Raw genomic sequence first — 25080 nt, forward strand, 5'->3', positions numbered from 1 at the left:
CTTAAGCCCGATTGAATTGTTTGATGAAACGATTATCATTTGTGTATAAATGACGAATATCATCAATACCATATTTCAACATTGCAATACGTTCTGGGCCCATACCGAACGCAAATCCAGTATATTTCTTTGAATCAAATCCTGACATTTCAAGGACATTTGGATGAACCATACCAGCACCTAAAATTTCAATCCATCCTGTCTTCTTACATACATTACATCCATCCCCGCCACACTTAAAGCATGAGATATCCATTTCTACTGAAGGCTCAGTGAATGGGAAAAAGCTTGGGCGTAGACGAATTTCACGGTCCTCACCAAACATCTTTTTCGCAAAAGTATTAAGAGTTCCTTTAAGATCACTCATACGAATGTTCTCATCGACAACCAATCCTTCGATTTGTGTAAATTGATGAGAGTGGGTCGCATCATCATTATCACGGCGGTATACTTTACCTGGACAGATGATTTTTACAGGTCCTTTTCCTTCATGCTTTTCCATTGTTCTGGCTTGAACAGGAGATGTTTGGGTACGAAGGAGAATATCCTCCGTGATATAAAATGAATCCTGCATATCTCTTGCTGGGTGGTCTTTCGGTAAATTCAAAGCTTCAAAATTGTAATAATCCTTTTCAACTTCAGGTCCCTCGGCAATGGAATAACCCATCCCTAGGAATAAATCTTCAATTTCTTCAATAACCTTAGTAAGTGGGTGAGGTCCTCCTACTTTAATCGGTCTTCCCGGAAGTGTAACATCAATTGTTTCAGAAGCTAATTTTCTTTCGACTTCTTCTTTTTCAAGTAGTTCTTGTTTTTCAGTTAGTTTTTCAGTGATTTGCTCTCTGACTTCATTAACAAGTGCTCCCATTTTTGGACGTTCTTCAGCAGAAAGCTTACCCATCCCTCTTAGTACTTCCGTAATCGGTCCTTTTTTACCTAAATACGCCACACGAATATCATTTAATTCTTTGAGATTCGTTGCAGCCTCTACTTTTGCAAGAGCTTCTTCTTTCAGCTCAAATAATTTTTCTTGCATTGTTTTTTCCTCCTTTTTCTTAGAAAAGCGCAAGGCGACCGTTCATCGGCGACAAGCTCAAGACAAGCACTGGCAGAAGGCGCTTTTTGCCTTCCGAAGTGATTGACTTGTGATCTCGAGCCGATGGCGCCTGGAGCTAGACAATAAGACAAAATAAAAAACCTCAATCCCAAAAAAGGGACGAGGTTTAGATTCGCGGTACCACCCTTGTTAACAACTACAAAAAAAGTAATTGCTCACTTCATTTCGATAACGGCCAAATGCCGGTACACCTTTACGCCAATTGTTCAGACGGTCCAAGTGCCAACTCCAGAGGTGAATTCACTTTCTTCTTCTATAAAAATGCTTGCAGTCACGGCATTTTCTCCCTGAATAGTGAGTGGAAAGTTACTCTTCTCTTTCACAGTTTTTTCAATATGATGTTTAAAAAGTCACCAAATGATAAGCTTCGAATCTCGTCGTCACTCGGCCTTTCCGGTCCTCACGTATTCATACCATACGCTCAGGTCCTCAAGCCGCGAGTTCCTTGACCTTCTCGCTTCTGATTCGTCGACTTTTAAATCACAGATAATATGTAAAGCATATAAATTATATTATACGTATCTTCGAGGTGCAAATCAAACCCATTTTAATTCTTTTTTCGTATAAATGGGAGATAGAGTATAAAAAACATAATCAGTGCGACAAATTCTAAAGATAAGATATACCAAGGGTAAGGACCGAGAAAATCAATTAAACTTGGGTTTATTGGTTTTCGGGCAAGAAACATATAGTTACCACCAGTTGCTTTGTTGACAAAAAAGACAATGATTGCAATGACATTCAAAGCAGCAAATGCCTTCCAAACTGATTTGATAGTAGGTCTAATATCCTCATACCAAAGCATGTACAGGCTTGCTAGAATTATTGCGATGTGAGCTAAGAAAAAGTGAAAATAACGATAATGTGGAAAGTCATAGACGAGTTCCGGTGTAAGCATAGCCTGTAGGGCACCACCTATGCCTAAGAAATAGGTTATTTCAAATAATAGGTGGCTCTTAGTCAGTAACATGATAATACTCAAAAAAAGTGAAATGGAACATAGCTGGAATGGTAGAGAATCGATTGGATCCCACACTCCCGTATATACATACCAAACATAAAGAGACAGCTCACTAATTAATAAAAATAGTGCCAATGTATATCGAATGACTGATTTTCCTTTTGTAAGTCTGGTTCTAAAAAGAAATAACAGAACACCCGAGACTAAAAGCAAGCCCATCATCACGACATGTGAAAAAGATAACCAATGGAACGGTTCACCTACAATTGAGCCCCCGAAAAAGTCGATTATTTTACTCCCCCCTGTTTACCGCAAATGATAAAGTAAAATCCCCGCTGCTACTGCAACATTTAAAGACTCGCTTTTTCCGAAGATTGGAATATAGAGATTTTGATCTGTTTTCTCTAGTAATGCTGGCTGTACTCCATTCCCTTCATTTCCGACTATTAATGCAAAAGAATCTACGACAGGTGCTTGTTTATAGTCGACAGCGTTCTTTAAAGATGTTCCATAGACTTTAATACCATTTTGTTTTAGCCCATCAATCGTATTAAGTAAATTTTCCTTCACAATAGGTATATGAAAAATCGAGCCCTGTGTAGAACGAACTACTTTTGAATTATAGACATCAACGCTCCCCTCACCAATAATCACTGCGTCGATTCCTGCAGCATCTGCAGTTCGAATCATTGTGCCTAGATTACCAGGATCCTGAACGGCATCTACTAATAGCAACCTTGAGAACTGCCCATCTTCTTTTACAGAATATTGGTCACAAATGGCAGCTACTCCTTGTGAGGTATCTGTGTCACTTATTTCTTGCATTATTTTTTCTGTCACAATCGTGATAGATAGATTATCTACATTCCAGCTTGAGGGGATGTCTACTGTCTCACTAATGATCAATTCTCTGATGACAACATCACTTTTTAAAGCCTCTTCTACTAAATGAAAGCCTTCAATCATAAAAGTTCCGGTCTTGTCACGTTCTTTTTTCGTATGTAGTTTTTTCCATTGCTTAATTTGAGGATTTTTATTTGATTCAATTCGTTTCAACGTATTAATTGCTCCTTTTAGCTAATTCTTTTTCCATTATATCCTATGGTAAATACATAAAAAAGGCGGATAGCGTAAAAGATACAAAAGAAAAGAGTTACATACGAAAGGTGTGCTTGTAAATGAACTTGAACTTAAGACATGCTGTTAAGCATAATGTCTCTGGAAATTCTCAAGCGGAATTAGAAGATACTATTGTAGATGCCATTCAAAGTGGCGAAGAAAAAATGCTCCCGGGATTAGGAGTATTATTTGAAGTGATCTGGCAAAACGCAAGCCAAGATGAAAAACAAGAAATGCTCTCAACATTAGAGCAAGGGTTAAAGGAATAATAAGGAAAGCCGATGACAAAAATCATCGGCTTTTTTTATCAATCAAATTTTATTTTGTTAACTGTCTCTTGGTCTAGACGTTTAATCACTTCTGCAATAAGTTTTACTGCATTTTCATAATCATCACGGTGAAGAATACCGGCATGTGAATGAATATAGCGTGTTGCGATTGTAATCGCTAAAGCTGGAACACCTTCAAGGGAAATGTGAATCGATCCTGCATCTGTTCCACCACCAGCAATTGCATCAAATTGATATGGGATGCTAAGTTCATCCGCAACTCCAACAACAAAATCGCGTAAGCCCTTGTGTGAAACCATGGAAGCATCATATAAAATGATTTGAGGACCTTCACCCATTTTACTCATTGCTTCTTTTTCTGAAATTCCAGGTGTGTCACCGGCAATACCTACATCAACGGCAATCGCAATATCTGGCTTGATCATCGTTGCTGCTGTTTTTGCACCACGAAGACCCACTTCCTCTTGAACCGAACCGACTCCATAGACAACGTTTGGATGTTCTTCGTTCTTTAAATATTTTAAAACATCGATCGCAATGGCACAGCCAATTCGGTTATCCCATGCCTTGGCAAGTAGCATTTTTTCATTATTCATCACTGTAAATTCGAAATATGGAACAACCTGGTCTCCAGGTTTTACTCCAAATTCAAAAGCTTGCTCCCTACTTGCTGCACCAATATCAATAAACATATCTTTGATTTCAACAGGCTTCTTACGTGCGTCAGCAGATAAGATATGTGGCGGTTTTGAACCAATTACACCTGTAATATCTCCTTTACTTGTGACAACGGTTACTCGTTGTGCAAGCATAACCTGTGACCACCAGCCACCTACGGTCTGGAAACGTAAAAATCCTTTTTCATCAATCTGTGTTACCATGAAGCCAACTTCATCTAAATGCCCTGAAATCATAATTTTCGGGCCGTTTGGGTTGCCTTCTTTTTTAGCAATTAAACTTCCTAGTCCATCATAAGTAAGTTCATCTGAATAGGGAGTTATGTATTTTTTCATGACTTCACGAGGCTCTCGTTCGTTACCAGGAATACCTTTTGCGTCGGTAAGATCTTTTAGCATCGTTAATGTTTCATCAAGCTTTGTCATTCGTAAATCACCTAACTTTCGTTAATTTGACTATTTCATTATACAGAAAATAGTGGTAATTGAGCAATTTTGGTTCCTTATTATTTGGTACCACTCGAACCAAATCCGCCTTCTCCTCTTTCAGAGGCTGTCACTTCCTCAACCTGTAGTAAGTGTACTTGAGCTACTTCTGCAATTACCATTTGTGCAATCCGCATCTGTTTTTCCACTACAAAATCATTTTTTCCATGATTAATTAAAATGACAGCAATTTCTCCTCGATAGCCTTCGTCAATGGTTCCTGGACTATTTAAAACAGTAACGGAATGTTTGAGTGCAAGTCCACTTCTTGGTCTCACTTGTGCTTCTGTTCCTGGTGGTAGCTCAATTTTGATTCCTGTTTTGATTAATTCAGCTTCCCCTGGTTTAATAACCTTTTCTTCAGCAGAAAATAAATCTAGGCCAGCATCACCTGGATTTGCTTGCAATGGAAGTCTTGCATCCTCATTAAGTAGCATTACTTTTAAGTTGTATGTCATACGAAAATCCTCCTCTAGAAAAAAATTATAGCAAATTTAAAATAACTTGAAACCTTTTGTATGGGTTATTCGTATATGTTGGCAGATTGAAAATGGAGGGAGTCCTCTTATGTTTGTCATACTTATTCGTTTTGTCATCTTACTTCTAATCATCTTTTTATTATATCGGATTTTTAAGTACGTATTAAATCCAAAGAGGAAGCTTGAGATCGCTCAAGAAAAAAAGGAATTCTTCTGGCTTGATGACCTGGCAAATGTCCATAAAAACTTTTTATTAACGTACAAGGGAGTATTATTCGAAGGGGAGAAATATTTAGGTTCTACAAAAAATTCATTTGAGGTTGTGTCCATCTTTGTATGGGCCAAAACGGACAATCTGAAGGGATTAACCTATACGGATTTCCAATACATTGAGCGTAGAATTAATGAGATTTATCCACATGCAAAAATTGATTGGAAAAGTCCAATAAAAGAACTGATAAAGGAAAACAGTCGTGAGCGTTAAGCACACGACTGTTTTTTTATTGAAAAGACCTACCTGCTTTTGGATTAAAAAACTCATGCCATTTGATAATGACTTGTTTTTCTCGTAATAGATAGAATAAAAGAGTAAGTGCAAGGAGTATCGCTAGAATGACGGTTGTAGAGAACTCACGGATAAATTGGCCGAAAACCGTGTAAAGAAGGGCTACTGGGATATTTGTATAAAAGGAGGCTTTGGCATATTCTCGAAAATTTCTTGTTACATCCAAGATACATAAGGATAAAAGATGAAAATTAATGAAAGGAATAATACGTAAAATTGCAATTTGCCCAACGGTAAAATTCACTTTGTCACCTAACCATTTTTGCTTGAGTGTATTAATTTTTTTCGACAATCTTGGAACCTGTCGATATAAAAAATAGAAAAGAATGCTGAGAAATGATAATCCTACTATGGAATAGATTGTGCCAAAAACGGACCCGAATAAAATCCCTCCGACAATACATACAACAGGTACTGGTATGAAAAAGAAAGGACGGATCAGATGGATTCCAATAAAAATGATGGGTGCAAGTAGCCCAGTCGATTCAATAAAAACGAATAGCAGTGTCATTGTATCATCCAAATGTACAACTCACCTCTTCCGTAAGTTTCTATGAAAAGTGCTATTTAAGCATATACATTCGTACAAGTTGTTATGACAAGTTAACTAAAATATAAACATATATGGCTATAGAAAGTATTGTAAGAACAGGAAGAAGGATGACAAATTGCTTATGCTTCGTCTTATGCCGAAACTGCCTCATACCAAAAGTCGTTCCAAGCGCTCCACCTAAGATGGAGACAATCCAAATATGTTTTTCAGAGATGCGCCATTTGTTGGTTTTAGCTCTGTTTTTGTCGATGTACATGAGTAGGAAACCGTATATGTTAAGGATGATGTAGATGATTAAAATTGCGTACATTGTTTATCCACCTTTTACAGCGCGCAAAAATGCGGCTTATGGTTTTTATTTTCTTTCTGCGGTCGATATTTCGATTTTATGGTCGTTATTTCACTTCTATGATTTTTAGCTTAATGTCACGAACTAATAAAAAAGGTTACTCTCATTTTACAATGGGAGTAACCTTTTTACCTAGACTTATTTGTAGTCTAGCTTCAGCGACTAGAAATTCGGGAAACTTCAACTCCTCCGGCAGAGGCAAAATACGCCTCTTCGTCGAAGTCTCCGACGCACAGGAAGTGCTAGTGCCGACGTTGCCACAGGACGTGGCGATTTTAGTCGGTCAGTTTCCTCATTTCTGGTCAAGTCGCTTCCGCTTTTTTATTTTAGGTTGTTTTTAGCTACAGTTGCTAATTCTGCGAATGCTTTTTCATCGCTAACAGCTAGGTCAGCAAGCATTTTACGGTTTACTTCGATACCAGCTACTTTAAGTCCGTGCATTAAACGGCTGTAAGAAAGACCGTTCATACGAGCAGCTGCATTGATACGAGTAATCCATAGCTTACGGAAGTCGCGTTTCTTTTGACGACGGTCACGATAAGCATACATTAATGATTTCATTACTTGTTGGTTTGCAACTTTATATAAAGTGTGTTTTGAACCGAAATAACCTTTAGCTAATTTTAATACCTTTTTACGACGTTTGCGTGTAACAGTTCCGCCTTTTACTCTTGGCATTTTGTTTCCCTCCTAGAATCTATATCAATCAATCAACGATTATTTAATGTTGTCTAACATGTGGCGAATACGTTTGAAATCGCCTTTGCTAACTAGTGAAGCTTTGCGAAGCTTACGCTTTTGCTTTTGAGATTTATTTCCGAATAAGTGGCTTGTATATGCATGTGAACGTTTAAGCTTTCCAGATCCTGTTTTCTTAAAACGTTTTGCAGATCCACGGTGTGTTTTCATTTTTGGCATAGGGAGTTCCTCCTCAATTCATTACTTTTCGATTTTAGGTGCTAGTACTAAAAACATACTTCTTCCATCCATTTTCGGGTGGGATTCAATAGTAGCTACTTCAGCACAAGCTTTAGAAAAACGATCTAAAACACGTTGACCGATTTCTTTATGTGTAATCGCACGACCTTTAAAGCGAATAGATGCTTTAACTTTGTCACCTTTTTCAAGGAATTTGATTGCATTGCGAAGCTTTGTATTAAAATCATGCTCATCAATCGTTGGACTAAGTCTAACTTCCTTGATGTTAATAACCTTCTGATTTTTACGAGCTTCTTTTTCCTTCTTCTGTTGCTCAAAACGGAATTTACCGTAGTCCATAATACGACATACAGGTGGTTTCGCATTTGGGGCAACCAATACAAGATCAAGATTTGCTCTAGCAGCGATTTCTAATGCTTCACTTTTGGATTTAATTCCTAGCTGATCACCATTTTGACCAATCAAACGAACCTCACGGGCACGAATGCCTTCGTTTACCATCATGTCTTTGCTAATAATTAGCCACCTCCAAGGTTTTTTAAAGAATGCCTCGTTTGAAATCTTGCGCATTTTACAGATTTGAGACAAATAAAAAAGTGTGAATGTATGCACACCCACACTATTACAATTCATTTACACATTAATGATTAATGAACGTAAGACCTACCAACTGCAATTTGCGTCAATCAGGTGAGAAGCGGGTGCTTCTACTTTCTCAAACAAGTATTCAATTACCTATAAAAGTATAACATCTATGATGGTCTCTGTCAAACGGTGCATGACTAGAATAACACAACGAAATTTATTCTAGCATGCACTTTTATCTTTGACAAGGACTTTTTACTTTTTTACTTCCTGTAAAATATTTGCAAGAAAAGTATCAAAGGATAAAGTCTCTGATTTCTGCTCGCCATACTTCCTTACGTTTACTGCATTTTCGCCCATTTCATTGTCTCCGACAACAAGCATAAATGGAATTTTTTGCATCTGGGCTTCACGAATTTTATAGCCAATCTTTTCATCACGGTCATCTATTTCTACACGTAAGCCTTCTGCCTGAAGCTTCTCTTGAACACTCTTCGCATAGTCTAAATGAACGTCTGGAGATACTGGTATGACTTGAACCTGAACAGGTGCTAACCAAGTTGGAAATGCTCCTTTGTATTCTTCAATTAAATAAGCAACAAAGCGTTCCATTGTTGATACAACACCACGGTGAATGACGACTGGACGATGTTGCTTTCCATCTTCACCGATATAAGTTAAATCAAAGCGTTCTGGTAATAAGAAATCAAGCTGAACAGTTGAAAGTGTTTCATCTTTTCCAAGTGCTGTACGAACTTGAACATCAAGCTTTGGACCATAGAATGCCGCTTCACCCTCTGCCTCAAAATAATCAAGACCAAGGTCATCCATTGCACCTTTTAACATGGATTGTGCTTTTTCCCACATCGCATCATCATCGAAGTATTTTTCAGTATCAGCTGGATCGCGATAAGAAAGACGGAAGCTGTAATCTTTAATATCAAAGTCTTTATATACCTCTAAGATTAGATTAACAACGCGTTTAAACTCTTCTTGAATTTGGTCTGGACGAACGAAGATATGAGCATCATTTAGAGTCATCCCTCTAACACGTTGTAGACCTGATAATGCTCCACTCATCTCATAACGATGCATAGTTCCTAATTCAGCAATACGGATTGGGAGCTTACGATAACTGTGAATGCCATTTTTATAGATCATCATGTGATGCGGGCAGTTCATTGGACGAAGCACAAGCTCTTCATTATCCATTTCCATTACAGGGAACATGTCATCTTGATAATGATCCCAGTGACCTGAAGTTTTATATAGCTCAACATTTGCAAGAACAGGTGTATACACATGGTCATAGCCTAGTCTTACTTCTTTATCCACAATATATCGTTCGATCACACGACGAATAGTTGCGCCTTTTGGAAGCCATAATGGCAAGCCTTGACCAACTTTTTGTGAGTTTGTAAAGAGACTTAGTTCTTTACCTAATTTTCGATGGTCACGTTCTTTGGCTTCTTCAAGGAAATGAAGATGTTCTTCGAGGTCTGCTTTTTTGAAGAATGCAGTCCCATAAATTCGTTGAAGCATCTTGTTGTCGCTATCCCCACGCCAGTATGCACCAGCAATGCTTAATAGCTTGAATTCTTTGATTTTTCCTGTTGAAGGAACATGGACACCACGGCAAAGGTCAAAGAATTCGCCTTGCTCGTAAATGGATAAAGGTTCTCCTTCTGGAATATCTTGAATCAGCTCGAGCTTAAGCTCGTCACCAATCTCTTCGTATCGACGAATCGCTTCATCTCGTGAAACCTCAACACGGTGAATTTCAAGATTTTCATTTACAATTTTTTTCATTTCTTTTTCAATTTCAGGTAGATCTTCAGGTGTTAATGACTTTTCCATATCAATATCATAGTAGAAGCCATTTTCAATAACAGGTCCCACACCAAGCTTAACGTCTTTGTATAGACGCTTAATTGCTTGAGCCATTAAGTGAGCTGTACTGTGTCGCATGATTTCTAATGCTGCATCAGTATCTTGGGTAATGATTGCTATTTCACCATCTTCATGGATTTCAGTTCGCAAATCAATTTCCTTGCCGTTAAATTTACCGGCAATTGATTTTTTCTTTAGTCCTGGGCTGATCGAGCCAGCAATTTCTTCTGTTGTTGTTCCTTTAGGAAACTCCTTCACTGCTCCGTCTGGAAATGTAATTTTTACTACATCTGACATCAGTTTTCAACTCCTTTAATTTAAAAGCGCAAGGCGCCTGCCTATCGGCGACAAGCATAAGACGAGCGCTGACAGAAGGTGCATTTTACCTTCCGAAGCGATTGGCTTATGACCCGAGAGCCGATGGCGCCTGGAGCTAGATATAAAAAATGTAATGAAAATAAAAAATACCCGTCCCTATAAAAAGGGACGAGTATATGTATCGTGGTTCCACCCTTGTTCCCATGTCAGACAAACGACTTTCCGTTGATCATTCATGGCTCAAGAAATAAATAACGGTTATCCCGTCAGTAATTACAGCTTTGCTTAACAAAGATTCACTACTGAAGTTTAGAGGTGGTAATAGTACATTCGTGTTAGGAAGCTCTCAGCCTCGTCTTCCCTCTCTGAAAACCGTAATTATACCATCGTGTCCTCATCATAACTTTTAAATTATATAGGATGTTTAAAAATCCGGTGAATATGACACATCGAAATTCTGCGTTGGCTTGCTTTTCCGTTCCAGACGTATTAATTGCATACGCTCCGGTACTCAAAGCTGCGCCGCCTTGAAATTCTCGGTCCTCTTCATCCTCCTTTTTAAACACAAACTATAAAATGTATGATTTGCAATATGTGTGTATTATAGTCTTATTTAAATGTTAAATCAAGGGCACTTCACATATTTTATATTTTTTTTGCTCTCAGACGTCTATTTTCAAAGGATTTCTTTGTGTAAATACTAACATTCTCTAAAAAGATATTGTGAATGGTTTGGATCATTCCATTATCCATCTGATCCGTGTAAATGGAAATAGATCTTGGTGCAATCGATACTAATGGTGCCAAGACCGCAGAATCAATGTACATCGGCTGATGCAAAATTAATTTTCGATCGATAAATTTAAAAAGCTCATCTCGCTTAATTTCAGTAAATGTATCATTATAAAAATAAAATTGCTCATCATGTAAAATATGTAATTGTTCAAGTTTCGGTTCCCGCTTTTCCCGAAATTCTCGCAATCCTTGGATAAACGTTTGATACTCTTGCTCTAGTTTGTATTCGTCAATAGCTGACTCCACAATTTGTAATAATGCCTCATTATACGAGCGCATACGAAACTTTAAAAACGATTCAAATGAAAAAGAAATCGGAACCTGTAGGAAATCGTAAAGTGCTTCAGCTACCAGTTGTTCCCGTGGAACGACATCCTGCACAGTAGGGATATCAGGGTTATTCCCGTCCATTAACGCTTTTGCAATTTCTAATATTTGTTTTTTCTCTTCGTAGTCAGTAAAGTAAAATAAATTTTCGATATAATCAAGAATCCAATGATCTTCTTTATTTTTGATGATAAATTCGGTCATAACCGGAATGATCACGACCTGTACAACATATTGTGTTTTTTCTGATGCGAACACCGACACTACATTTTCTTCTTCATGTACAACCTCTATGTAATCTATTGAAAGAGCTTCTACCTTTCTTAGTAAGCCCTTATACATTTTTTGTGCATCTGTTGTTTCTTGAAAATGCATTTCAATCAAGCTAGTCCCCCCCTAATAGCCAATACCATTACCCTGTTACATGTATATGGCTAATGGGACAACTTTAGAATAAAAAAATAGCTATCCCATTTTGAGATAGCTATTTTGCTTAATAACGACGGTTTTTTCCTTTTAGTTCAACTGGTTTCGCTAAAAATTTAATTCGTTCCATAATTCTCGCTGCTTTTACCTTTTCCTCTTCACCACGTTGTGTATAGGATAAGTGGTGTTCAAGTCCTTTGAAATCAAAATTTGAAGTGAAGAAAGTTGGTAGGTTCTCAAGCATTCGATATTGAAGAATACTTCCAAGAATATCATCGCGCATCCAACTTGACATCGATTCTGCTCCTATATCATCAAGCATTAAAACTGGAACCTTTTTAACTGCATCAATTTTTGAGTTGATCGACTGGTCTTGTAGGGAACCCTTTAATTCTCTCATAAATTCCGGTACATAGACGAGCATGGATGCTACCTTTTTTTGTGCCAAACCATTTGCAAGTGCCCCTAAAAAATAGGTTTTCCCAATTCCAAATGAACCGTATAAATATAGTCCTTGCATTCTTTTGCCTGGTTCATAGTGATCAAGAAATTCCTGGATTAATAAAATGGCATCTGAACGCCCTTCATCAAAATCAAGAGATTCAAGAGATGCATCAAGAATATCCTTTGGAACATACATACTTTTAATTAATGACTTATATTTAACCTGTTCATCATACATAACCTTTTTTGGACATCTTTCATAGCTTAAATCGATTGTATTTCCTTTAAGTTCGAGTTGAGGATGATATCCCTGTAGCATGTTTTTACATGCATCAAGGCTTTCACATTTACTACATTCCTTGCTTTGATTAATATACTCGTACAACTTCCCAAGACTTCTATTGATTGTATCATTCGATATCTCGTCTTGATGAGCATTTATAAAATTCCTGACCTCTGGATGATTTAATACTTCATGCTTGATTTGTTCATATCGCTGCTGAAATCCAGTGTTATTAGATAGTTTTTTAAAAGAATCCTGAATCGGTTTCATATCCTCACCCCCATCCTATTTGTTTTTTTTCAGTCTTTCCTCAAATAGACGCTTCTTTTCCTCAAACGATGGATCATGTGTTTCTTCCTGTTTAGGCGTTTCTGCTTGCGGTCCTTCTTCTTGCTTTAACCAATCAGGCAATAATTCTTTGCGAATTGGTTGTCTTTTATATTTATTTGTCTTTTTATCAGCGGTCCAATTATGCTTTTTAGCCGTCTCCATGGCCTCTTTTACTGTCTTAATATTCAAACGTGCCCAGTTGCTCGCAATGGTTTCAATATAGGACTTTGTTAGTCTCATATCTGATTTTAACATGACATAATATAACAGTACATTCACAACACCTGGAAGAAGGTTTTGTCGGAACATGACTTCTTCGATGATTTTTAATTCTGAGACAGATGGCTGCGCTCCCCCAGAAACATCAATTAGAAACTCTTTCGGGGAAATTCTTTCAAGCTTTTGTATTAATTCCTCTTCCTTTGTTTGGGGAACTTTATTGATCATCGTTTGATTTGTTAATGGTTGGATTTTTTCAGTCAGCGTAGGTAATTCATTTCCCGTTTCAAATTGATACCAATCTCGTGAGGCCTTTCTTAACTTTTCAATATCAATTTTTTCATTCGGGTCTAGAGCGCTCATAACAATCCCTTGCATTTCAATTGGATCAATTCCGTAAAGGAAGGAAAGCTTTGTGATCGCCTCTTTTACTCGAGGGGTAATCGATTTTTTTGGTATCATTACTTCGGAAATTCCTGCAAAGAATAAATCAAAATCAAAGTTATCATTTTCAATTAAAAGCTTTTTATCTTCATTTCGATCCATGAATTCTGTATTTTCATCCTGATCAAGATTATGATTCATTTCATCACTAATGGTTGAAATCATTTTTGAAACTTTAACTGATTCAAATACTTCACTAAACGCCTTTGTAATGGGTTTGTACGAATCTAAATCTATTTCATTATCTGAAAAGAACTGCTTTAGTTTAAAAAATTTACTCTTACCAAGCCTGTTATATAAGTAAACGTTAAGAACACCATCCGTAAAAAAAGCTCTCGGCGAAAGGGGTGCTTGAAGTTCATAGATAAAACTTCTCGAATCTTCATCAGTCTTAACAAATGTTTTTAATAGGCCAATGCCTTCAAGCTTTAATCGTTCTTGATAAATTTCCTCAAGATTCGTTTGAAGTAGCGCCATTAATGTATAATGGGTACTTTCATCACTCCAAAGTCGGTTTTGCTCCAATTCACTCCACAGGGTCATATAAAGACTGAAGGCTTTCATGCCAATTAGAGGTTGGTATAGCAATGAGACAATTTTCCGATCATAGTCATGCAAAAGGTCTGCAGCATGAACAATATAGCGATCAACTGGTACTATTTCCTTCCAATGCTCCATTTCATCAAGGCCTTCCATTTCTCTTTATTTTAGTGAAAAAAAGAGCTTAAAAGTTCTTAAGCCCTTAACGTTCCCGTTTAATTAATTCCTTTAATTCATCAATAAATACATTTATATCTTTAAATTGACGGTATACGGATGCAAAGCGAACATATGCCACTTCATCCACTTTTGCCAGATGATTCATGACATACTCACCAATCGTATCGCTTTTTACTTCTGCAATCCCTTGACTTCTCAATTCCTTTTCAACTTCGTGGGTGATATCCTCTAATTGTTTTAAAGAAACCGGACGTTTTTCACATGCTTTAATTAGCCCACGGAGCATCTTCTCCCGGCTAAATTCCTCACGCGTTCCTTCTTTTTTAACTACAATTAAAGGTATTTCCTCTACTTTTTCAAATGTCGTAAAACGGAATTGACATTTTTCACATTCACGTCTTCTACGGATGGATCGACTATCATCAACGGGACGTGAATCCAAAACTCTTGTTCCATTATGGTGACAAGTAGGGCATCTCAATGGTAACAACTCCCTTCCGAGGAGATTTCTATGTATTCATCTTATAAGAAAGATTTTTGTAGGACAAGGGTTTTTACTCAGGAAATTACTGTTGTTACAATTCGCCCTTTCCAATTAGCGGTAGTTCTTTATCTAAGTGTTGATACAAATTCAAGATTACCTTTCGGCTATAGCCAAAATCTATCGGTAACAGAAGTGTTTCTGTCGTTACTGCAAAGTCAATGGCTGTTTCAAATGGTCTAACGGAAACGACTGTTGCTACAACAAAGGCTTTTCTTCCTTTTTTGATTGAGATACTTATTTCTCCTCGTTCTTCTGATACAGAGTTGAGGTGGTAACCATCTAAATTATGAATAACCTTTTTTACTGCTTCGATTGCTTTTTTATTTGTTGTTTTATAATAATGACTTTTTAAAAGCTCGTCCGAATGTTTGTCTCTTGTTTCACTGTGATTAGAAAAAAACGCTTGCAATCCCATATTTGCCACTCCTTATAAAATCTATATTATAAATATTGCAGTTATAAATGTAAAAAAAGAGGTGTAGTTAATTACACCTCTTACTATTTTAGATGATTCATATTTATTTTTAAAGTACTTTAACTTGTGCTGGCTTTATTTGCACCGGACCCATGCCACGTGGGAGTTCAATATTCTCACGCGTTTGTGCACCAAGTGCCTCAGCAATATAGTCTGCAGCAATATTCGGATCTAAATCCCCACAAGTGTAAACGTCAATACTTGCGTATCCATGCTCAGGAAAACTGTGAATTGTTAAATGTGATTCCGAAATGATCACAACACCGCTTACTCCCTGTGGAGCAAATTTATGAAATGCTACTTCACGAATTTCTGCACCTGATTTCAGTGCTGCCTGAACAAACGTTTCTTCAATACCTTGTATGTCATTTAATTTTTCAAAATCGCAACCCCATAATTCAGAGATCACATGACGTCCCATTGTTTCCATAATTAAGTTGTTCCCCCTCTTACAATAATTTCGGGTGAGTTCTTCGCGTAAAGCATGAGCATAACTACCACGGGGGAAAGTTAGTCCAGAGAGGTCCTAACCCTTTAAGTAGTTACAAAAGCATAAGCTTTTAAGAAGTTCACGAAATTTAGTATACTTTGTTTATATACTTTTAGCAACAGTTATTAAATAAAAAATAAGGCCCTTTTCTAAAAGATTGTTGTTCTTAACCTAAAGTTCATTGGTGGAACTAGGGTGATTTCCGCTTCTGGCACTCGCTTTCCGCAGGCGAGCCGCAAGCCTCGTCAGGCCTACACGATGTAGGTCACGAAGCCGTTGCCACAGGAAGTGGCGCTCTTAGGCTTCGAACATTAATTTCTCACTGCGGGGTCTCGCTTGGCTCGCTGTTCCCGCAGGACATTGAATAAGCTTCCTTGAAACTACACCGCACGAAGAAAATGCGTGCATTTTCGAGGATCTCGTGCCATACGCTCCAATCACTAAAGGGAACATCTATGTGTCTAATAATACTTATCAATGGCTATATCAAAAACAACAAAGGTTGCGAAAACAGCCAAAAATAAAAACCTTCCCGTAATTGGGAAGGTTTTCTTTATTTTCTTAGTTAGCCTACTCTGGCTTCTGTTTTTTGGATGATTTTTGCGCCTACATATTTTGCTAAATCTACAACTCTACAAGAATATCCCCATTCATTATCGTACCAAGCTAATACCTTTACCTTACGATCTCCGATGACCATCGTAGATAAGCCATCAATAATGGATGAATGTGGATTTGTATTGAAATCAATAGAAACTAGCGGTTCAGTTGTAAAATCCAAAACCCCTTTTAATGCTCCCACAGAAGCAGTAATAAAGGCTTCGTTTATTTCTTCAACTGTAACATCTCTCTCGACATCTACAACTAAATCAACTAACGACACATTTGGAGTTGGAACTCGAAGCGCCATCCCATGCAATTTTCCTTTTAGTTCTGGCAACACAAGTGATAATGCTTTTGCTGCTCCTGTTGATGTTGGAATAATGGATTGTGCACAAGCCCTTGCTCTTCGCAAATCTTTATGTGGATTATCTATATTTTTTTGATCATTTGTATACGCGTGAACGGTTGTCATTAAACCGTTTACAATTCCAAACTGTTCATTAAGCACCTTCACAACTGGCGCTAAGCAATTTGTTGTACAGGATGCATTTGATATAATCAAATGATTGTCATGATCATATTTATCTTCGTTAACACCCATTACGATTGTAATGTCTTCATTTTTACCAGGTGCTGTTAAGATAACCTTTTTCGCACCAGCTTGTAAATGTAAGCCTGCTTTTTCTTTTGAGTTAAACTTTCCTGTTGCCTCAATCACAATATCTATATTCAAACTTTTCCATGGAAGCTCTAAAGGATCACGGGAGCTTAGAAGTTGTACACGCTTTCCATTTACCAACAATGAGTCATCCCCAGGAATGACCTCCGCATTGAACTTTCCGTGATTTGTATCATATTTTATGAGATGTGCCAGTGTTTCAGCAGGGTAGCTTGCATTGATTGCAACTATTTCTAATGAATCATCCATGATTGCATTTCTAAATACCATTCTACCAATACGGCCAAATCCATTAATTGCGATTCTTGGCTTCATTACAACCCCTCCAGGATATATGTTATACAATTTAACCGAAACTTTCATGATTAGTATAACACATTAGATTAGATATGTAACATTTTTATTCTGATTTTTTATAAAAATGGTTATTTATACAATTTCTGAATGCTCATTGTCTATGTATAAGCATAGAAAAAGGCATCTCAGTCATTCGAGACACCTTAGTTATGTTCTGAAACCTATGAAACTTTACTTTGAATACCCCATTGTTTACAAACAACACGAAACTGATCTTTCGTATCCTCAATTGTGCCATTATTATCAATCACAGCATCTGCAAGTTGAATTTTGTCCTTAAGCGGCATTTGTGATTGAATCCTAGCCTCTGCCTCTTCCTTGGTAAGACTATTGCGATTCATAAGACGTGATAACTGTGTCTCATAATCAACATAAACAAGGAGGGTTTTATCGACTAAGGAGGTTAGTTTACTTTCAAATAATAATGGGATATCCAATACAACTGTTTCTTCACCATTCTTCATATGCTCTTCTTTTTCCTTCAGCATTTGTTTCCGAACAGCTGGATGAACAATTGAATTCAATAAAAGTCGTTTGTCTTCACTGAAAAAGACAATCGAACCTAACTTCGGACGGTCAATCGTCTTATCTGGTAATAAAATGTCTTCGCCAAATGATTGAACAATTTGTTCGTATGCTTCTTCACCAATCTCAACAACTTTACGTGCAATAACGTCGGCATCTATTACAACTATTCCTGCTTCTTTAAACATCTGTGATACTGTACTTTTTCCACTTGCGATTCCACCTGTTAATCCGATTGTTAATGTCACGTATTTTATCTCCTCTGCTGTTTTTTAGAATTTCCAGATTCCAATTAAAATCAATAGGATTCCTGGCAAAAATGAAAATTTCTGTATCCATCGTTTCTTTGAAAAAACAGAACCACTTTTCATACCTGTATAAACAAAAAGGGAGCTCATCACGGCCACCAACAATGCCATTACCCACGGAGAAAAGCCTAATAAAGCAGCACCAATTCCTGCACCAAAAGCATCAAGCGAAAGGGCAAGACCTAGTAAAAATGCTTCAAGACCGGTAATGGTTCCTGATTTGTCAAGGTCGGCAACCATGGGCTTCTTTAAAATATTGATAACAAGTCCAAGTGATTTTATTTCAACCTTCACTAATAGTTTTTCTTCGTTCTGCTCTGCTGTTTGGGATGATGGACGAAAAAACTGAAACAATACCCAGGCACCAATAATTACGAGTACGATACCGCCTAGCCGGTCCGCCATTTCTGGTGAAACAAAGAGGGCAATTGATTTACCTAGCCCCATGGCAGCCGCCATGGTTACAGCTGAACAGCAGGCTATTGTTATGATTGACCTGAATGGTATTTTCATTTTTCTCATACCATATGTGAAACCAACACTAAAACTATCTAAGCTAACTGCAAATGCTAATAAAATGAGTGATGCGAACTGGGACATCTCATAGAATCTCCTTCCTATCCATTGCTAAGATAGTATATGGAGAGAGCCCATTTCATGTGAAATAATTGAAAAGCGTAAGCGCCTTGAGCAGCCCCGACAAGCACAAGACGAGCTGGCTAGAAGGTTGTTCTTTGACCTTCTTGACAGATTGACTTGTGACCTCGAGGGGCTAGGCGCTGGAGCTAGAACCAAAAACTATGTAAAAAGTTCTATACTTTCCAATCCATGAATACAGTTCATTTTCTTTTATTCTTTTGGCATTTTGGACAGTAGTGAGTGCCCCTTCCGCCGACGACTGTTTTTTGTATTTCTGTTCCGCATCTTTGACATACTTTTCCGTTTTGACCATAAACAAATAACTGCAATTGGAACATCCCAATTTCACCTTGTGTGTTCACATAGGATCGGATTGTGCTTCCACCCTTTTCTACAGCTTCATTCAATGTTTGAATGATTTCATGGTGGAGTTTCTTCATTTCCTTCTTAGTCAGGGAATTTGCTTCGCGTTCAGGATATATCCCCGCTCTAAATAAAGCCTCATCCACATAAATATTCCCAAGCCCAACAACATTTGTTTGGTCAAGTAGTGCAACTTTAATCTTCCGATTGGTTTTTGATAGCTTTTCCTCTAAATATTTAAGTGTAAATTCTTTGGAAAATGGCTCTGGCCCTAATTGGGATAAGGGAAGATTCTCTTCTTCTTCCCCTTTGCTAAATAAATGCATCGTTCCAAATTTCCGGACATCCCGATAGCGGAGTTCGGTTCCATCTGTAAAAGTAAACAAAACATGGGTATGTTTATCGTATGGCTCGTCTTTATCATAGAGTCCATATCTGCCCTCCATGCGTAAATGGGAAACCATCACATAATCATCTAATATAAACTTTAAAAACTTTCCTCTTCGCCCCACATCATGAATGGTTTGACCACGAAGAGCGTCACAAAATTGTTCTGGTTCTTCTGGTTTCTTGATTATTTTAGGCCAAAGCACCTTCACATGATTGATCGTTTTTCCATTTACAAGCTGAGTTAACGTTCGTCTGACTGTTTCAACCTCTGGTAATTCAGGCATTTGATCACTTCCTTATTTCTTAACATCAAATACGCTTTGGCGTATTTGCGCCCGATTTTTTTCGAGCTTGCTCGAAATACTTCCTTTGAAAAATCGTGGCATCCGCCTGCGGGCTTTTAACTTTATTCAGCTGGGTTTAAAACCCAGCTGAATAAAGTTAAACTATTTAGCATCGTACCATGTCTTCCCGTATGCATAATCGACCTTTAATGGTACTTTTAAGGAAATGGCATTTTCCATTACTTCTGGTACAATTTTTTTCAATATCTCAATTTCTTCTTCTGGTGCTTCAAAAATTAATTCGTCATGTACTTGTAACAGCAATTTTGCTTGAAGCTTTTCTTCTTTTAATCTAGCCGCCATATCAATCATTGCCTTCTTGATAATATCAGCAGCACTTCCTTGAATCGGAGTATTCATCGCTGTTCTTTCTGCAAAGCTACGAACATTAAAATTACGAGCTGTAATTTCAGGAATATATCGTCTTCTATGAAGAAGAGTTGATACATACCCTTTTTGTCTAACGTCCTCAACGATATCTTCCATATATTCCTTAACGCCTGGAAAGCTTGCAAAATAACGCTCAATAAATTGTCCCGCTTCCTTCCTTGTAATTCCAAGGTTTTGGGATAATCCGAAATCACTGATTCCGTATACGATTCCGAAGTTAACAGCCTTTGCCTGTCGACGCATATTGGAGGTAACCTCGTCTTCCTTTACATGGAACACATCCATTGCCGTTTTTGTATGAATATCGAGATCATTCGTAAAGGCGTGAATTAGATTCTCATCGTTTGCAATATGTGCCAGCACTCTTAATTCAATTTGTGAGTAATCAGCTGCAAACATAAACCAATCCTTTTTCGAAGGTACAAAAGCTTGTCTAATTTTTCGTCCTTCCTCTAAGCGAATTGGAATGTTTTGCAGGTTTGGATCTGTCGAACTTAATCTTCCGGTTTGTGTTAAAGCTTGCTGGAATCTAGTATGAACCTTACATGTATCTTCATGCACAACCTTTAATAACCCTTCAATATAGGTTGATTGAAGCTTTCCAACTTGTCGATAATGCAAAATATATTCAATAATCTCATGTTCTTTAGCCAGTTTTTCAAGAATATCTGCAGACGTTGAATAACCTGTTTTGGTCTTCTTGTAAACAGTAAGTTGAAGCTTTTCAAAAAGAATGACACCCAGCTGCTTTGGTGAATTAATGTTAAATTCTTCTCCAGCTAGTTCATAAATCTTTTGTTCGAGCTCTTGCAAATGTGCCTTTAATTCTTCTCCCATTGCTTTTAATCGCTCAACATCAACCTTTACCCCGGTTGCTTCCATTTCGGCTAATATTAGCGATAATGGCATTTCTAAATCAGTGAAAAGCTTATATTGTTCGTTTTCCTGCAATTCTTTAAGGAAAATATCCTGTAGCTTCTTGAGTGCAATTGCCTTTCTAACAATATGCTCAGAAAGCTCTTTTTCGTCTGGTATGCTTTGTTTCGCACCTTTTCCATACACAGCTTCATCCGTTTGTACATCTGTAATTCCTTTTAATTTTGCTATTGCAGCAACGTCATCGGTTGAATCAGATGGATTTAAAATATAAGAGGCAATTAAACAGTCAAAATCAATTCCTTGTAAGTCTACCCCCTTCCATCTCAACGCAACAAGTGACTTTTTTCCATCAAATACGGTTTTCTTTTTTTGGTTATCCTTTGCCCATTCCTTAAACGTATCTGACTCAAGAGCAAGTTTTGTCGGAATATAAAAATTCCCGTTTTCATTTGATATCGCAATCCCTTGTATGTCTGCTCTATGGTAGCTCTCATCAAGCACTTCCACAATCAAAGAAGATTCAGCAGATAACATATCGTCAGTAACTCTATCGACAATCTTATATGAGATTTCTTCTAAAGGCTTGTCTTCTGTTTTCTCGCTGCCCTCTATTTTATCGAGCAAGGAATTAAACCCGAGCTCTTTGAAAAGCTTAATCACCTGGTCGCCATCATAGCCATTATACTCAAGTTCAGAAACCCCAATTTCAATAGGTGCTTCACGATAGATTGTAGCAAGATTCTTACTCATGATGGCTTGGTCCTTATGTTCTTCAAGCTTCTCTTTCAGCTTCTTTCCGCTTACCTTATCAATCGATTCTAGTAGTTCCTCTAATGTATTGAACTCTTGTAATAATTTTAAAGCTGTTTTCTCACCTACACCTGGGACACCGGGGATATTATCAGAGCTATCCCCCATAAGCCCTTTCATATCAATAATTCGTTCCGGCGTAATTCCATATTTTTCATGAATAAAATCAGGCGTATATGAATCAACATCTGTAATCCCTTTTTTGGTAATATCAACTGTAACATGGTCGGAGGCAAGCTGTGTTAGGTCTTTATCACCTGAAATAATTTTAACCTCAAAACCTTCTTTTTCAGCTTGAAGCGATAATGTTCCGATAATATCATCGGCTTCATAGTTTTCTAATTCATATCTGGCAATCTTGTAAGCATCAAGGAGCTCTCGTAAAAACGGAAACTGTTCTGAAAGCTCAGGTGGTGTTTTTTGTCGACCGCCTTTATATTCACTAAAAGTGCTATGTCTAAACGTTGTTTTTCCTGCATCAAATGCTACTAAAATATGTGATGGCTTCTCCTGTTCAAGAATTCGGTTCAAAATCATTGTAAAGCCATAAATAGCATTCGTATGTACACCTTTATCATTATTCAAAAGTGGCAAGGCAAAAAATGCCCGGTATGCAATACTATTTCCATCCACCAAAACAATCTTTTTTTCCAAGAAAAATCCTTCCTTTCTATGACAACTTGGGACCTATTATATTCACTACAACCATTCAAACTCATAAAAAATAGCCGTCAATTCCTACTGTTCATTTTAGCATGTCATGAACAGAATAGAAAATAACGACTACTTAATAGGTGTCCAAAAAGGAGGTTGAAAAGGACCGCGTCGACAAGAGCGCCACATCCTTATGTCTTGTCGACACTAGCACGTCCTGTGCGTCGAAAGTTCGAGGCGGCGCAGCTTTGAGTACCGGAGGAACGTATGCAATTAATACGTGAGCAACGGAAAAGCAAGCCAACGAGCTTCCATAGGATGTGGTGACTTCGACGTTCGACACAGGACGTGTCGGCATTTAGTCGAAGTTCCTCTTATAGAGTGTCATTTTCACGGACTTTTTGAACTGCCACTATCGTTAGTCAGTGTATCCCATTAACAATCTCGCATACGGAGAGTCAGCTGGTAAAATAATGACTGTTTCTTCATCAATTGTAGTTTTATAGGATTCTAACGTACGGAAAAGGTTGTAAAACTCTGGATCCTTAGAGAAGGCTTCATTATAAATACGCGCTGCTTCCCCTTCCCCTTCACTTCGAATAACCTCAGCGTCAGCTTGAGCTTTTGAAATAATTACTTTTACTTCTCTATCCGTTTCAGCTTCGATTTCATTCTTCTTAGCATCCCCTTCTGAGAGATAGTTTTGAGCAGTTGACTCACGCTCGGAGATCATTCTCGTATATACGGATTGTTCGTTTTCAGCTGGTAAATCTGTACGCTTCATACGAATATCTGTTACAACGATTCCATATTTGTCTTCTTCAAGGTTTTTATTTACAATGTCTGTAATTCGATCATTTAGACTGCCACGTTCAGACTTCTCATCATTAATAATCTCATCATAATTTAATTGACCGAGCTCTGTACGAATTGCAGAATAGACAAATTCATCAAGCTTCGCTTCTGCATTTAAGACTGTTCTTGTTGTAGATATCATTTGTTTCGGATCTTCAATGCGCCAAACTGCATAATTATCAATCATCATTCGCTTTTTGTCTTTTGTATTGATTTCAGCTTCCTCAACATCATAAATCATTTGATATTTTGGTAAGGTCTCAACCGACTGGATAAACGGAATTTTATAGGAAAGTCCCGGATTTTCTTCAATTCGGACAACCTCACCAAACTGTCGAACGACCTTATATTCGCCTTCTCTTACTATAAATATATTCACTAAAACAATACCTATTAAAATAATAACAATAAGTGAAATGATTCCACCTTTTGTGTATTTGCTAAATTTATTGGAACCCTTTTTTTCGTTTAAATCCACGACATTTTCACTCATTGGTTCCCACTCCCTTCTGTTTCTACAGGAGGAACCTGTGCTTGGCTTCCAGCTGGACGAATTGGCAAGTATTTCATCGTATTGCCGTCATCCTTCATAATATAAATTTCGGTATTTGGTAACACTTGATCCAATGTTTCTAGAACGAGACGTTTTCTAGTAATATCAGGATTTTTAACATATTCATTGTATAATGCATTAAATGTCGCAACATCTCCACGTGCAATTTCGATACGTGCTGCTTTATCTCCATTAGCACGAGAAATAAGGGCTTCCTTTTCCCCTTTTGCTTCGTTCAATTTTTGGTTCCGGTATTTGTTAGCTTCATTTACTTTTGTATTTCTCGTTTCACGAGCATCTGTTACATTCGTAAATGCCTTTCGAACTTCATCATTTGGTAGTTCAACATCCTGCAATTTAACAGCCGTAACAGAAACACCAATATCATATTTCTTTAAAAGATCTGTCAATAAGTCTCTTACCTCAGCTTCAATTTCTGCTTTACCGGATGTTAAGGCATCATCGATTTTAGAACTTCCAATTATACTTCTTAATGATGAAGAAGTAGCATTATATAAAATTTGCTCTGGATCCGCTGAATTAAATAAGAACTTCGAAGGATCAGTAATTTGCCATTGGACAACCATATCGGCAAGAACAATATTTTCGTCACCGGTTATCATTTTCGTGTCCTTTGGTACATCTGTAATTTCGCCATCCTTTTGATTATATCCAAACTGTAAACTGTACGTTGTTTTTGGCAGTTTCTCTACGTCTTGGATCGGCCATGGCATTTTAAAATGAAGTCCTGGCTCTGTAATGCCTTCGTCTGCTTTCCCAAAGGTTAAAATAATGGCTTGCTCTGATTCATCGACTGTATACCATGATGTAAATCCAACTACACCTAAAATCAGAACGAGCACACTTAGTCCAACAATCGTATAAATCCTTTTTAAACTAACCATG

At 37.5% G+C, this 25080-nt stretch carries 26 protein-coding genes and 2 other annotated features; of the genes, 2 read left to right on the plus strand and 24 right to left on the minus strand.

The features are described from left to right. Position 1: 1 nt before the first annotated feature. From pheS to DZB84_RS07840, 3 genes are all read right to left on the minus strand, one after another. Positions 2-1036: a phenylalanine--tRNA ligase subunit alpha gene (pheS, locus tag DZB84_RS07830; protein ID WP_116351709.1), complete on the minus strand. Its 1035-nt coding sequence runs from the start codon at positions 1034-1036 to the stop codon at positions 2-4. Positions 1037-1209: 173 nt separating this feature from the next. Beyond that, positions 1210-1449: a binding site (T-box leader), on the minus strand. Between the two features lie 215 nt (positions 1450-1664). Next, positions 1665-2369 carry a YwaF family protein gene (locus DZB84_RS07835; RefSeq protein WP_317616386.1) on the minus strand — a complete coding sequence of 235 codons (705 nt, stop codon included), beginning with the start codon at positions 2367-2369 and terminating at the stop codon, positions 1665-1667. 15 nt (positions 2370-2384) lie between these two features. Then, positions 2385-3134: a TrmH family RNA methyltransferase gene (locus tag DZB84_RS07840; protein ID WP_116351711.1), complete on the minus strand. Its 750-nt coding sequence runs from the start codon at positions 3132-3134 to the stop codon at positions 2385-2387. A gap of 122 nt (positions 3135-3256) precedes the next feature. Here DZB84_RS07840 and sspI point away from each other — a divergent pair, with 122 nt between their 5' ends. Beyond that, a complete protein-coding gene (gene sspI / locus DZB84_RS07845) occupies positions 3257-3466 on the plus strand; it encodes a small acid-soluble spore protein SspI (RefSeq protein ID WP_116351712.1) in 210 nt (69 codons plus the stop codon). Positions 3467-3504: 38 nt separating this feature from the next. Here sspI and DZB84_RS07850 read toward each other — a convergent pair whose 3' ends face one another. Both DZB84_RS07850 and dut read right to left on the minus strand, forming a co-directional pair. Further along, on the minus strand, positions 3505-4590 hold the full coding sequence (locus tag DZB84_RS07850; RefSeq protein ID WP_116351713.1) for a M42 family metallopeptidase: 1086 nt from the start codon (positions 4588-4590) through the stop codon (positions 3505-3507). Positions 4591-4670: 80 nt separating this feature from the next. Beyond that, on the minus strand, positions 4671-5108 hold the full coding sequence (gene dut, locus DZB84_RS07855; protein ID WP_116351714.1) for a dUTP diphosphatase: 438 nt from the start codon (positions 5106-5108) through the stop codon (positions 4671-4673). Between the two features lie 109 nt (positions 5109-5217). Between dut and DZB84_RS07860 the strand changes: the two genes are divergently transcribed. Continuing rightward, on the plus strand, positions 5218-5613 hold the full coding sequence (locus DZB84_RS07860; RefSeq protein ID WP_116351715.1) for a sigma-w pathway protein ysdB: 396 nt from the start codon (positions 5218-5220) through the stop codon (positions 5611-5613). 16 nt (positions 5614-5629) lie between these two features. On the opposite strand, the gene DZB84_RS07865 is transcribed toward DZB84_RS07860, so the two are convergent. The 19 genes from DZB84_RS07865 to hflK form a co-directional block, all read right to left on the minus strand. After that, positions 5630-6217 carry a TVP38/TMEM64 family protein gene (locus DZB84_RS07865; RefSeq protein ID WP_116351716.1) on the minus strand — a complete coding sequence of 196 codons (588 nt, stop codon included), beginning with the start codon at positions 6215-6217 and terminating at the stop codon, positions 5630-5632. A 70-nt stretch (positions 6218-6287) separates the two neighbouring features. After that, positions 6288-6557 (minus strand): DUF1294 domain-containing protein, encoded by a 270-nt coding sequence (locus DZB84_RS07870; RefSeq protein ID WP_116351717.1) that lies wholly within the window; start codon positions 6555-6557, stop codon positions 6288-6290. 360 nt (positions 6558-6917) lie between these two features. Then, entirely contained in the window at positions 6918-7274 is a 357-nt protein-coding gene (gene rplT, locus DZB84_RS07875; protein ID WP_010678372.1) for a 50S ribosomal protein L20, read from the minus strand. 39 nt (positions 7275-7313) lie between these two features. After that, positions 7314-7514, minus strand: coding sequence for a 50S ribosomal protein L35 (gene rpmI / locus DZB84_RS07880; RefSeq protein ID WP_116351718.1), 201 nt, complete (start codon positions 7512-7514; stop codon positions 7314-7316). Between the two features lie 21 nt (positions 7515-7535). Further along, positions 7536-8054: a translation initiation factor IF-3 gene (gene infC / locus DZB84_RS07885; protein WP_116351870.1), complete on the minus strand. Its 519-nt coding sequence runs from the start codon at positions 8052-8054 to the stop codon at positions 7536-7538. A 65-nt stretch (positions 8055-8119) separates the two neighbouring features. Beyond that, positions 8120-8254: a sequence feature (ribosomal protein L20 leader region), on the minus strand. 121 nt (positions 8255-8375) lie between these two features. After that, the gene (gene thrS / locus DZB84_RS07890) at positions 8376-10307 is read right to left on the minus strand and encodes a threonine--tRNA ligase (protein ID WP_116351719.1); all 1932 of its coding nucleotides are present in this window, start codon (positions 10305-10307) and stop codon (positions 8376-8378) included. 666 nt (positions 10308-10973) lie between these two features. Beyond that, positions 10974-11825, minus strand: a complete 852-nt coding sequence (gene ytxC, locus DZB84_RS07895) for a putative sporulation protein YtxC (protein WP_223254399.1) — start codon at positions 11823-11825, stop codon at positions 10974-10976. Positions 11826-11943: 118 nt separating this feature from the next. After that, a complete protein-coding gene (gene dnaI / locus DZB84_RS07900) occupies positions 11944-12873 on the minus strand; it encodes a primosomal protein DnaI (RefSeq protein WP_116351721.1) in 930 nt (309 codons plus the stop codon). Between the two features lie 15 nt (positions 12874-12888). Further along, the gene (locus tag DZB84_RS07905) at positions 12889-14274 is read right to left on the minus strand and encodes a replication initiation and membrane attachment family protein (RefSeq protein WP_116351871.1); all 1386 of its coding nucleotides are present in this window, start codon (positions 14272-14274) and stop codon (positions 12889-12891) included. 64 nt (positions 14275-14338) lie between these two features. Then, positions 14339-14797, minus strand: a complete 459-nt coding sequence (nrdR, locus tag DZB84_RS07910; protein ID WP_116351722.1) for a transcriptional regulator NrdR — start codon at positions 14795-14797, stop codon at positions 14339-14341. A gap of 94 nt (positions 14798-14891) precedes the next feature. Further along, entirely contained in the window at positions 14892-15275 is a 384-nt protein-coding gene (locus DZB84_RS07915; RefSeq protein WP_116351723.1) for a cytosolic protein, read from the minus strand. A 109-nt stretch (positions 15276-15384) separates the two neighbouring features. Then, positions 15385-15765, minus strand: a complete 381-nt coding sequence (speD, locus tag DZB84_RS07920) for an adenosylmethionine decarboxylase (RefSeq protein WP_116351724.1) — start codon at positions 15763-15765, stop codon at positions 15385-15387. Between the two features lie 625 nt (positions 15766-16390). Next, positions 16391-17422 (minus strand): glyceraldehyde-3-phosphate dehydrogenase, encoded by a 1032-nt coding sequence (locus tag DZB84_RS07925; RefSeq protein WP_116351725.1) that lies wholly within the window; start codon positions 17420-17422, stop codon positions 16391-16393. 203 nt (positions 17423-17625) lie between these two features. Next, positions 17626-18237, minus strand: a complete 612-nt coding sequence (coaE, locus tag DZB84_RS07930; protein ID WP_116351726.1) for a dephospho-CoA kinase — start codon at positions 18235-18237, stop codon at positions 17626-17628. 24 nt (positions 18238-18261) lie between these two features. After that, entirely contained in the window at positions 18262-18897 is a 636-nt protein-coding gene (gene ytaF / locus DZB84_RS07935) for a sporulation membrane protein YtaF (protein WP_116351727.1), read from the minus strand. A 239-nt stretch (positions 18898-19136) separates the two neighbouring features. Further along, positions 19137-19973 (minus strand): DNA-formamidopyrimidine glycosylase, encoded by an 837-nt coding sequence (gene mutM / locus DZB84_RS07940; protein WP_116351728.1) that lies wholly within the window; start codon positions 19971-19973, stop codon positions 19137-19139. Between the two features lie 162 nt (positions 19974-20135). After that, entirely contained in the window at positions 20136-22766 is a 2631-nt protein-coding gene (polA, locus tag DZB84_RS07945; protein WP_116351729.1) for a DNA polymerase I, read from the minus strand. A 418-nt stretch (positions 22767-23184) separates the two neighbouring features. Continuing rightward, positions 23185-24114: a protease modulator HflC gene (gene hflC / locus DZB84_RS07950; RefSeq protein WP_116351730.1), complete on the minus strand. Its 930-nt coding sequence runs from the start codon at positions 24112-24114 to the stop codon at positions 23185-23187. Then, positions 24111-25079, minus strand: a complete 969-nt coding sequence (gene hflK, locus DZB84_RS07955) for an FtsH protease activity modulator HflK (RefSeq protein WP_116351731.1) — start codon at positions 25077-25079, stop codon at positions 24111-24113. Before hflK ends, hflC begins: the two co-directional genes overlap by 4 nt. Position 25080: the final 1 nt, after the last annotated feature.

Source organism: Bacillus sp. HNG (genome assembly GCF_003400205.1).
GTDB lineage: Bacteria > Bacillota > Bacilli > Bacillales > Bacillaceae_L > Ferdinandcohnia.

What these genes read in the sequence shown, in the direction of transcription:
- mutM (WP_116351728.1), bottom strand. Translation starts at nt 19,973, where the DNA reads ATGCCTGAATTACCAGAGGTTGAAACAGTCAGACGAACGTTAACTCAG.
- sspI (WP_116351712.1), top strand. Translation starts at nt 3,257, where the DNA reads ATGAACTTGAACTTAAGACATGCTGTTAAGCATAATGTCTCTGGAAAT.
- rplT (WP_010678372.1), bottom strand. Translation starts at nt 7,274, where the DNA reads ATGCCAAGAGTAAAAGGCGGAACTGTTACACGCAAACGTCGTAAAAAG.
- DZB84_RS07850 (WP_116351713.1), bottom strand. Translation starts at nt 4,590, where the DNA reads ATGACAAAGCTTGATGAAACATTAACGATGCTAAAAGATCTTACCGAC.
- ytaF (WP_116351727.1), bottom strand. Translation starts at nt 18,897, where the DNA reads ATGTCCCAGTTCGCATCACTCATTTTATTAGCATTTGCAGTTAGCTTA.
- DZB84_RS07915 (WP_116351723.1), bottom strand. Translation starts at nt 15,275, where the DNA reads ATGGGATTGCAAGCGTTTTTTTCTAATCACAGTGAAACAAGAGACAAA.
- DZB84_RS07925 (WP_116351725.1), bottom strand. Translation starts at nt 17,422, where the DNA reads ATGAAGCCAAGAATCGCAATTAATGGATTTGGCCGTATTGGTAGAATG.
- pheS (WP_116351709.1), bottom strand. Translation starts at nt 1,036, where the DNA reads ATGCAAGAAAAATTATTTGAGCTGAAAGAAGAAGCTCTTGCAAAAGTA.
- DZB84_RS07860 (WP_116351715.1), top strand. Translation starts at nt 5,218, where the DNA reads ATGTTTGTCATACTTATTCGTTTTGTCATCTTACTTCTAATCATCTTT.
- dut (WP_116351714.1), bottom strand. Translation starts at nt 5,108, where the DNA reads ATGACATACAACTTAAAAGTAATGCTACTTAATGAGGATGCAAGACTT.
- rpmI (WP_116351718.1), bottom strand. Translation starts at nt 7,514, where the DNA reads ATGCCAAAAATGAAAACACACCGTGGATCTGCAAAACGTTTTAAGAAA.
- hflK (WP_116351731.1), bottom strand. Translation starts at nt 25,079, where the DNA reads ATGGTTAGTTTAAAAAGGATTTATACGATTGTTGGACTAAGTGTGCTC.
- DZB84_RS07905 (WP_116351871.1), bottom strand. Translation starts at nt 14,274, where the DNA reads ATGGAGCATTGGAAGGAAATAGTACCAGTTGATCGCTATATTGTTCAT.
- speD (WP_116351724.1), bottom strand. Translation starts at nt 15,765, where the DNA reads ATGGAAACAATGGGACGTCATGTGATCTCTGAATTATGGGGTTGCGAT.
- dnaI (WP_116351721.1), bottom strand. Translation starts at nt 12,873, where the DNA reads ATGAAACCGATTCAGGATTCTTTTAAAAAACTATCTAATAACACTGGA.
- thrS (WP_116351719.1), bottom strand. Translation starts at nt 10,307, where the DNA reads ATGTCAGATGTAGTAAAAATTACATTTCCAGACGGAGCAGTGAAGGAG.
- DZB84_RS07870 (WP_116351717.1), bottom strand. Translation starts at nt 6,557, where the DNA reads ATGTACGCAATTTTAATCATCTACATCATCCTTAACATATACGGTTTC.
- hflC (WP_116351730.1), bottom strand. Translation starts at nt 24,114, where the DNA reads ATGAGTGAAAATGTCGTGGATTTAAACGAAAAAAAGGGTTCCAATAAA.
- ytxC (WP_223254399.1), bottom strand. Translation starts at nt 11,825, where the DNA reads ATGCATTTTCAAGAAACAACAGATGCACAAAAAATGTATAAGGGCTTA.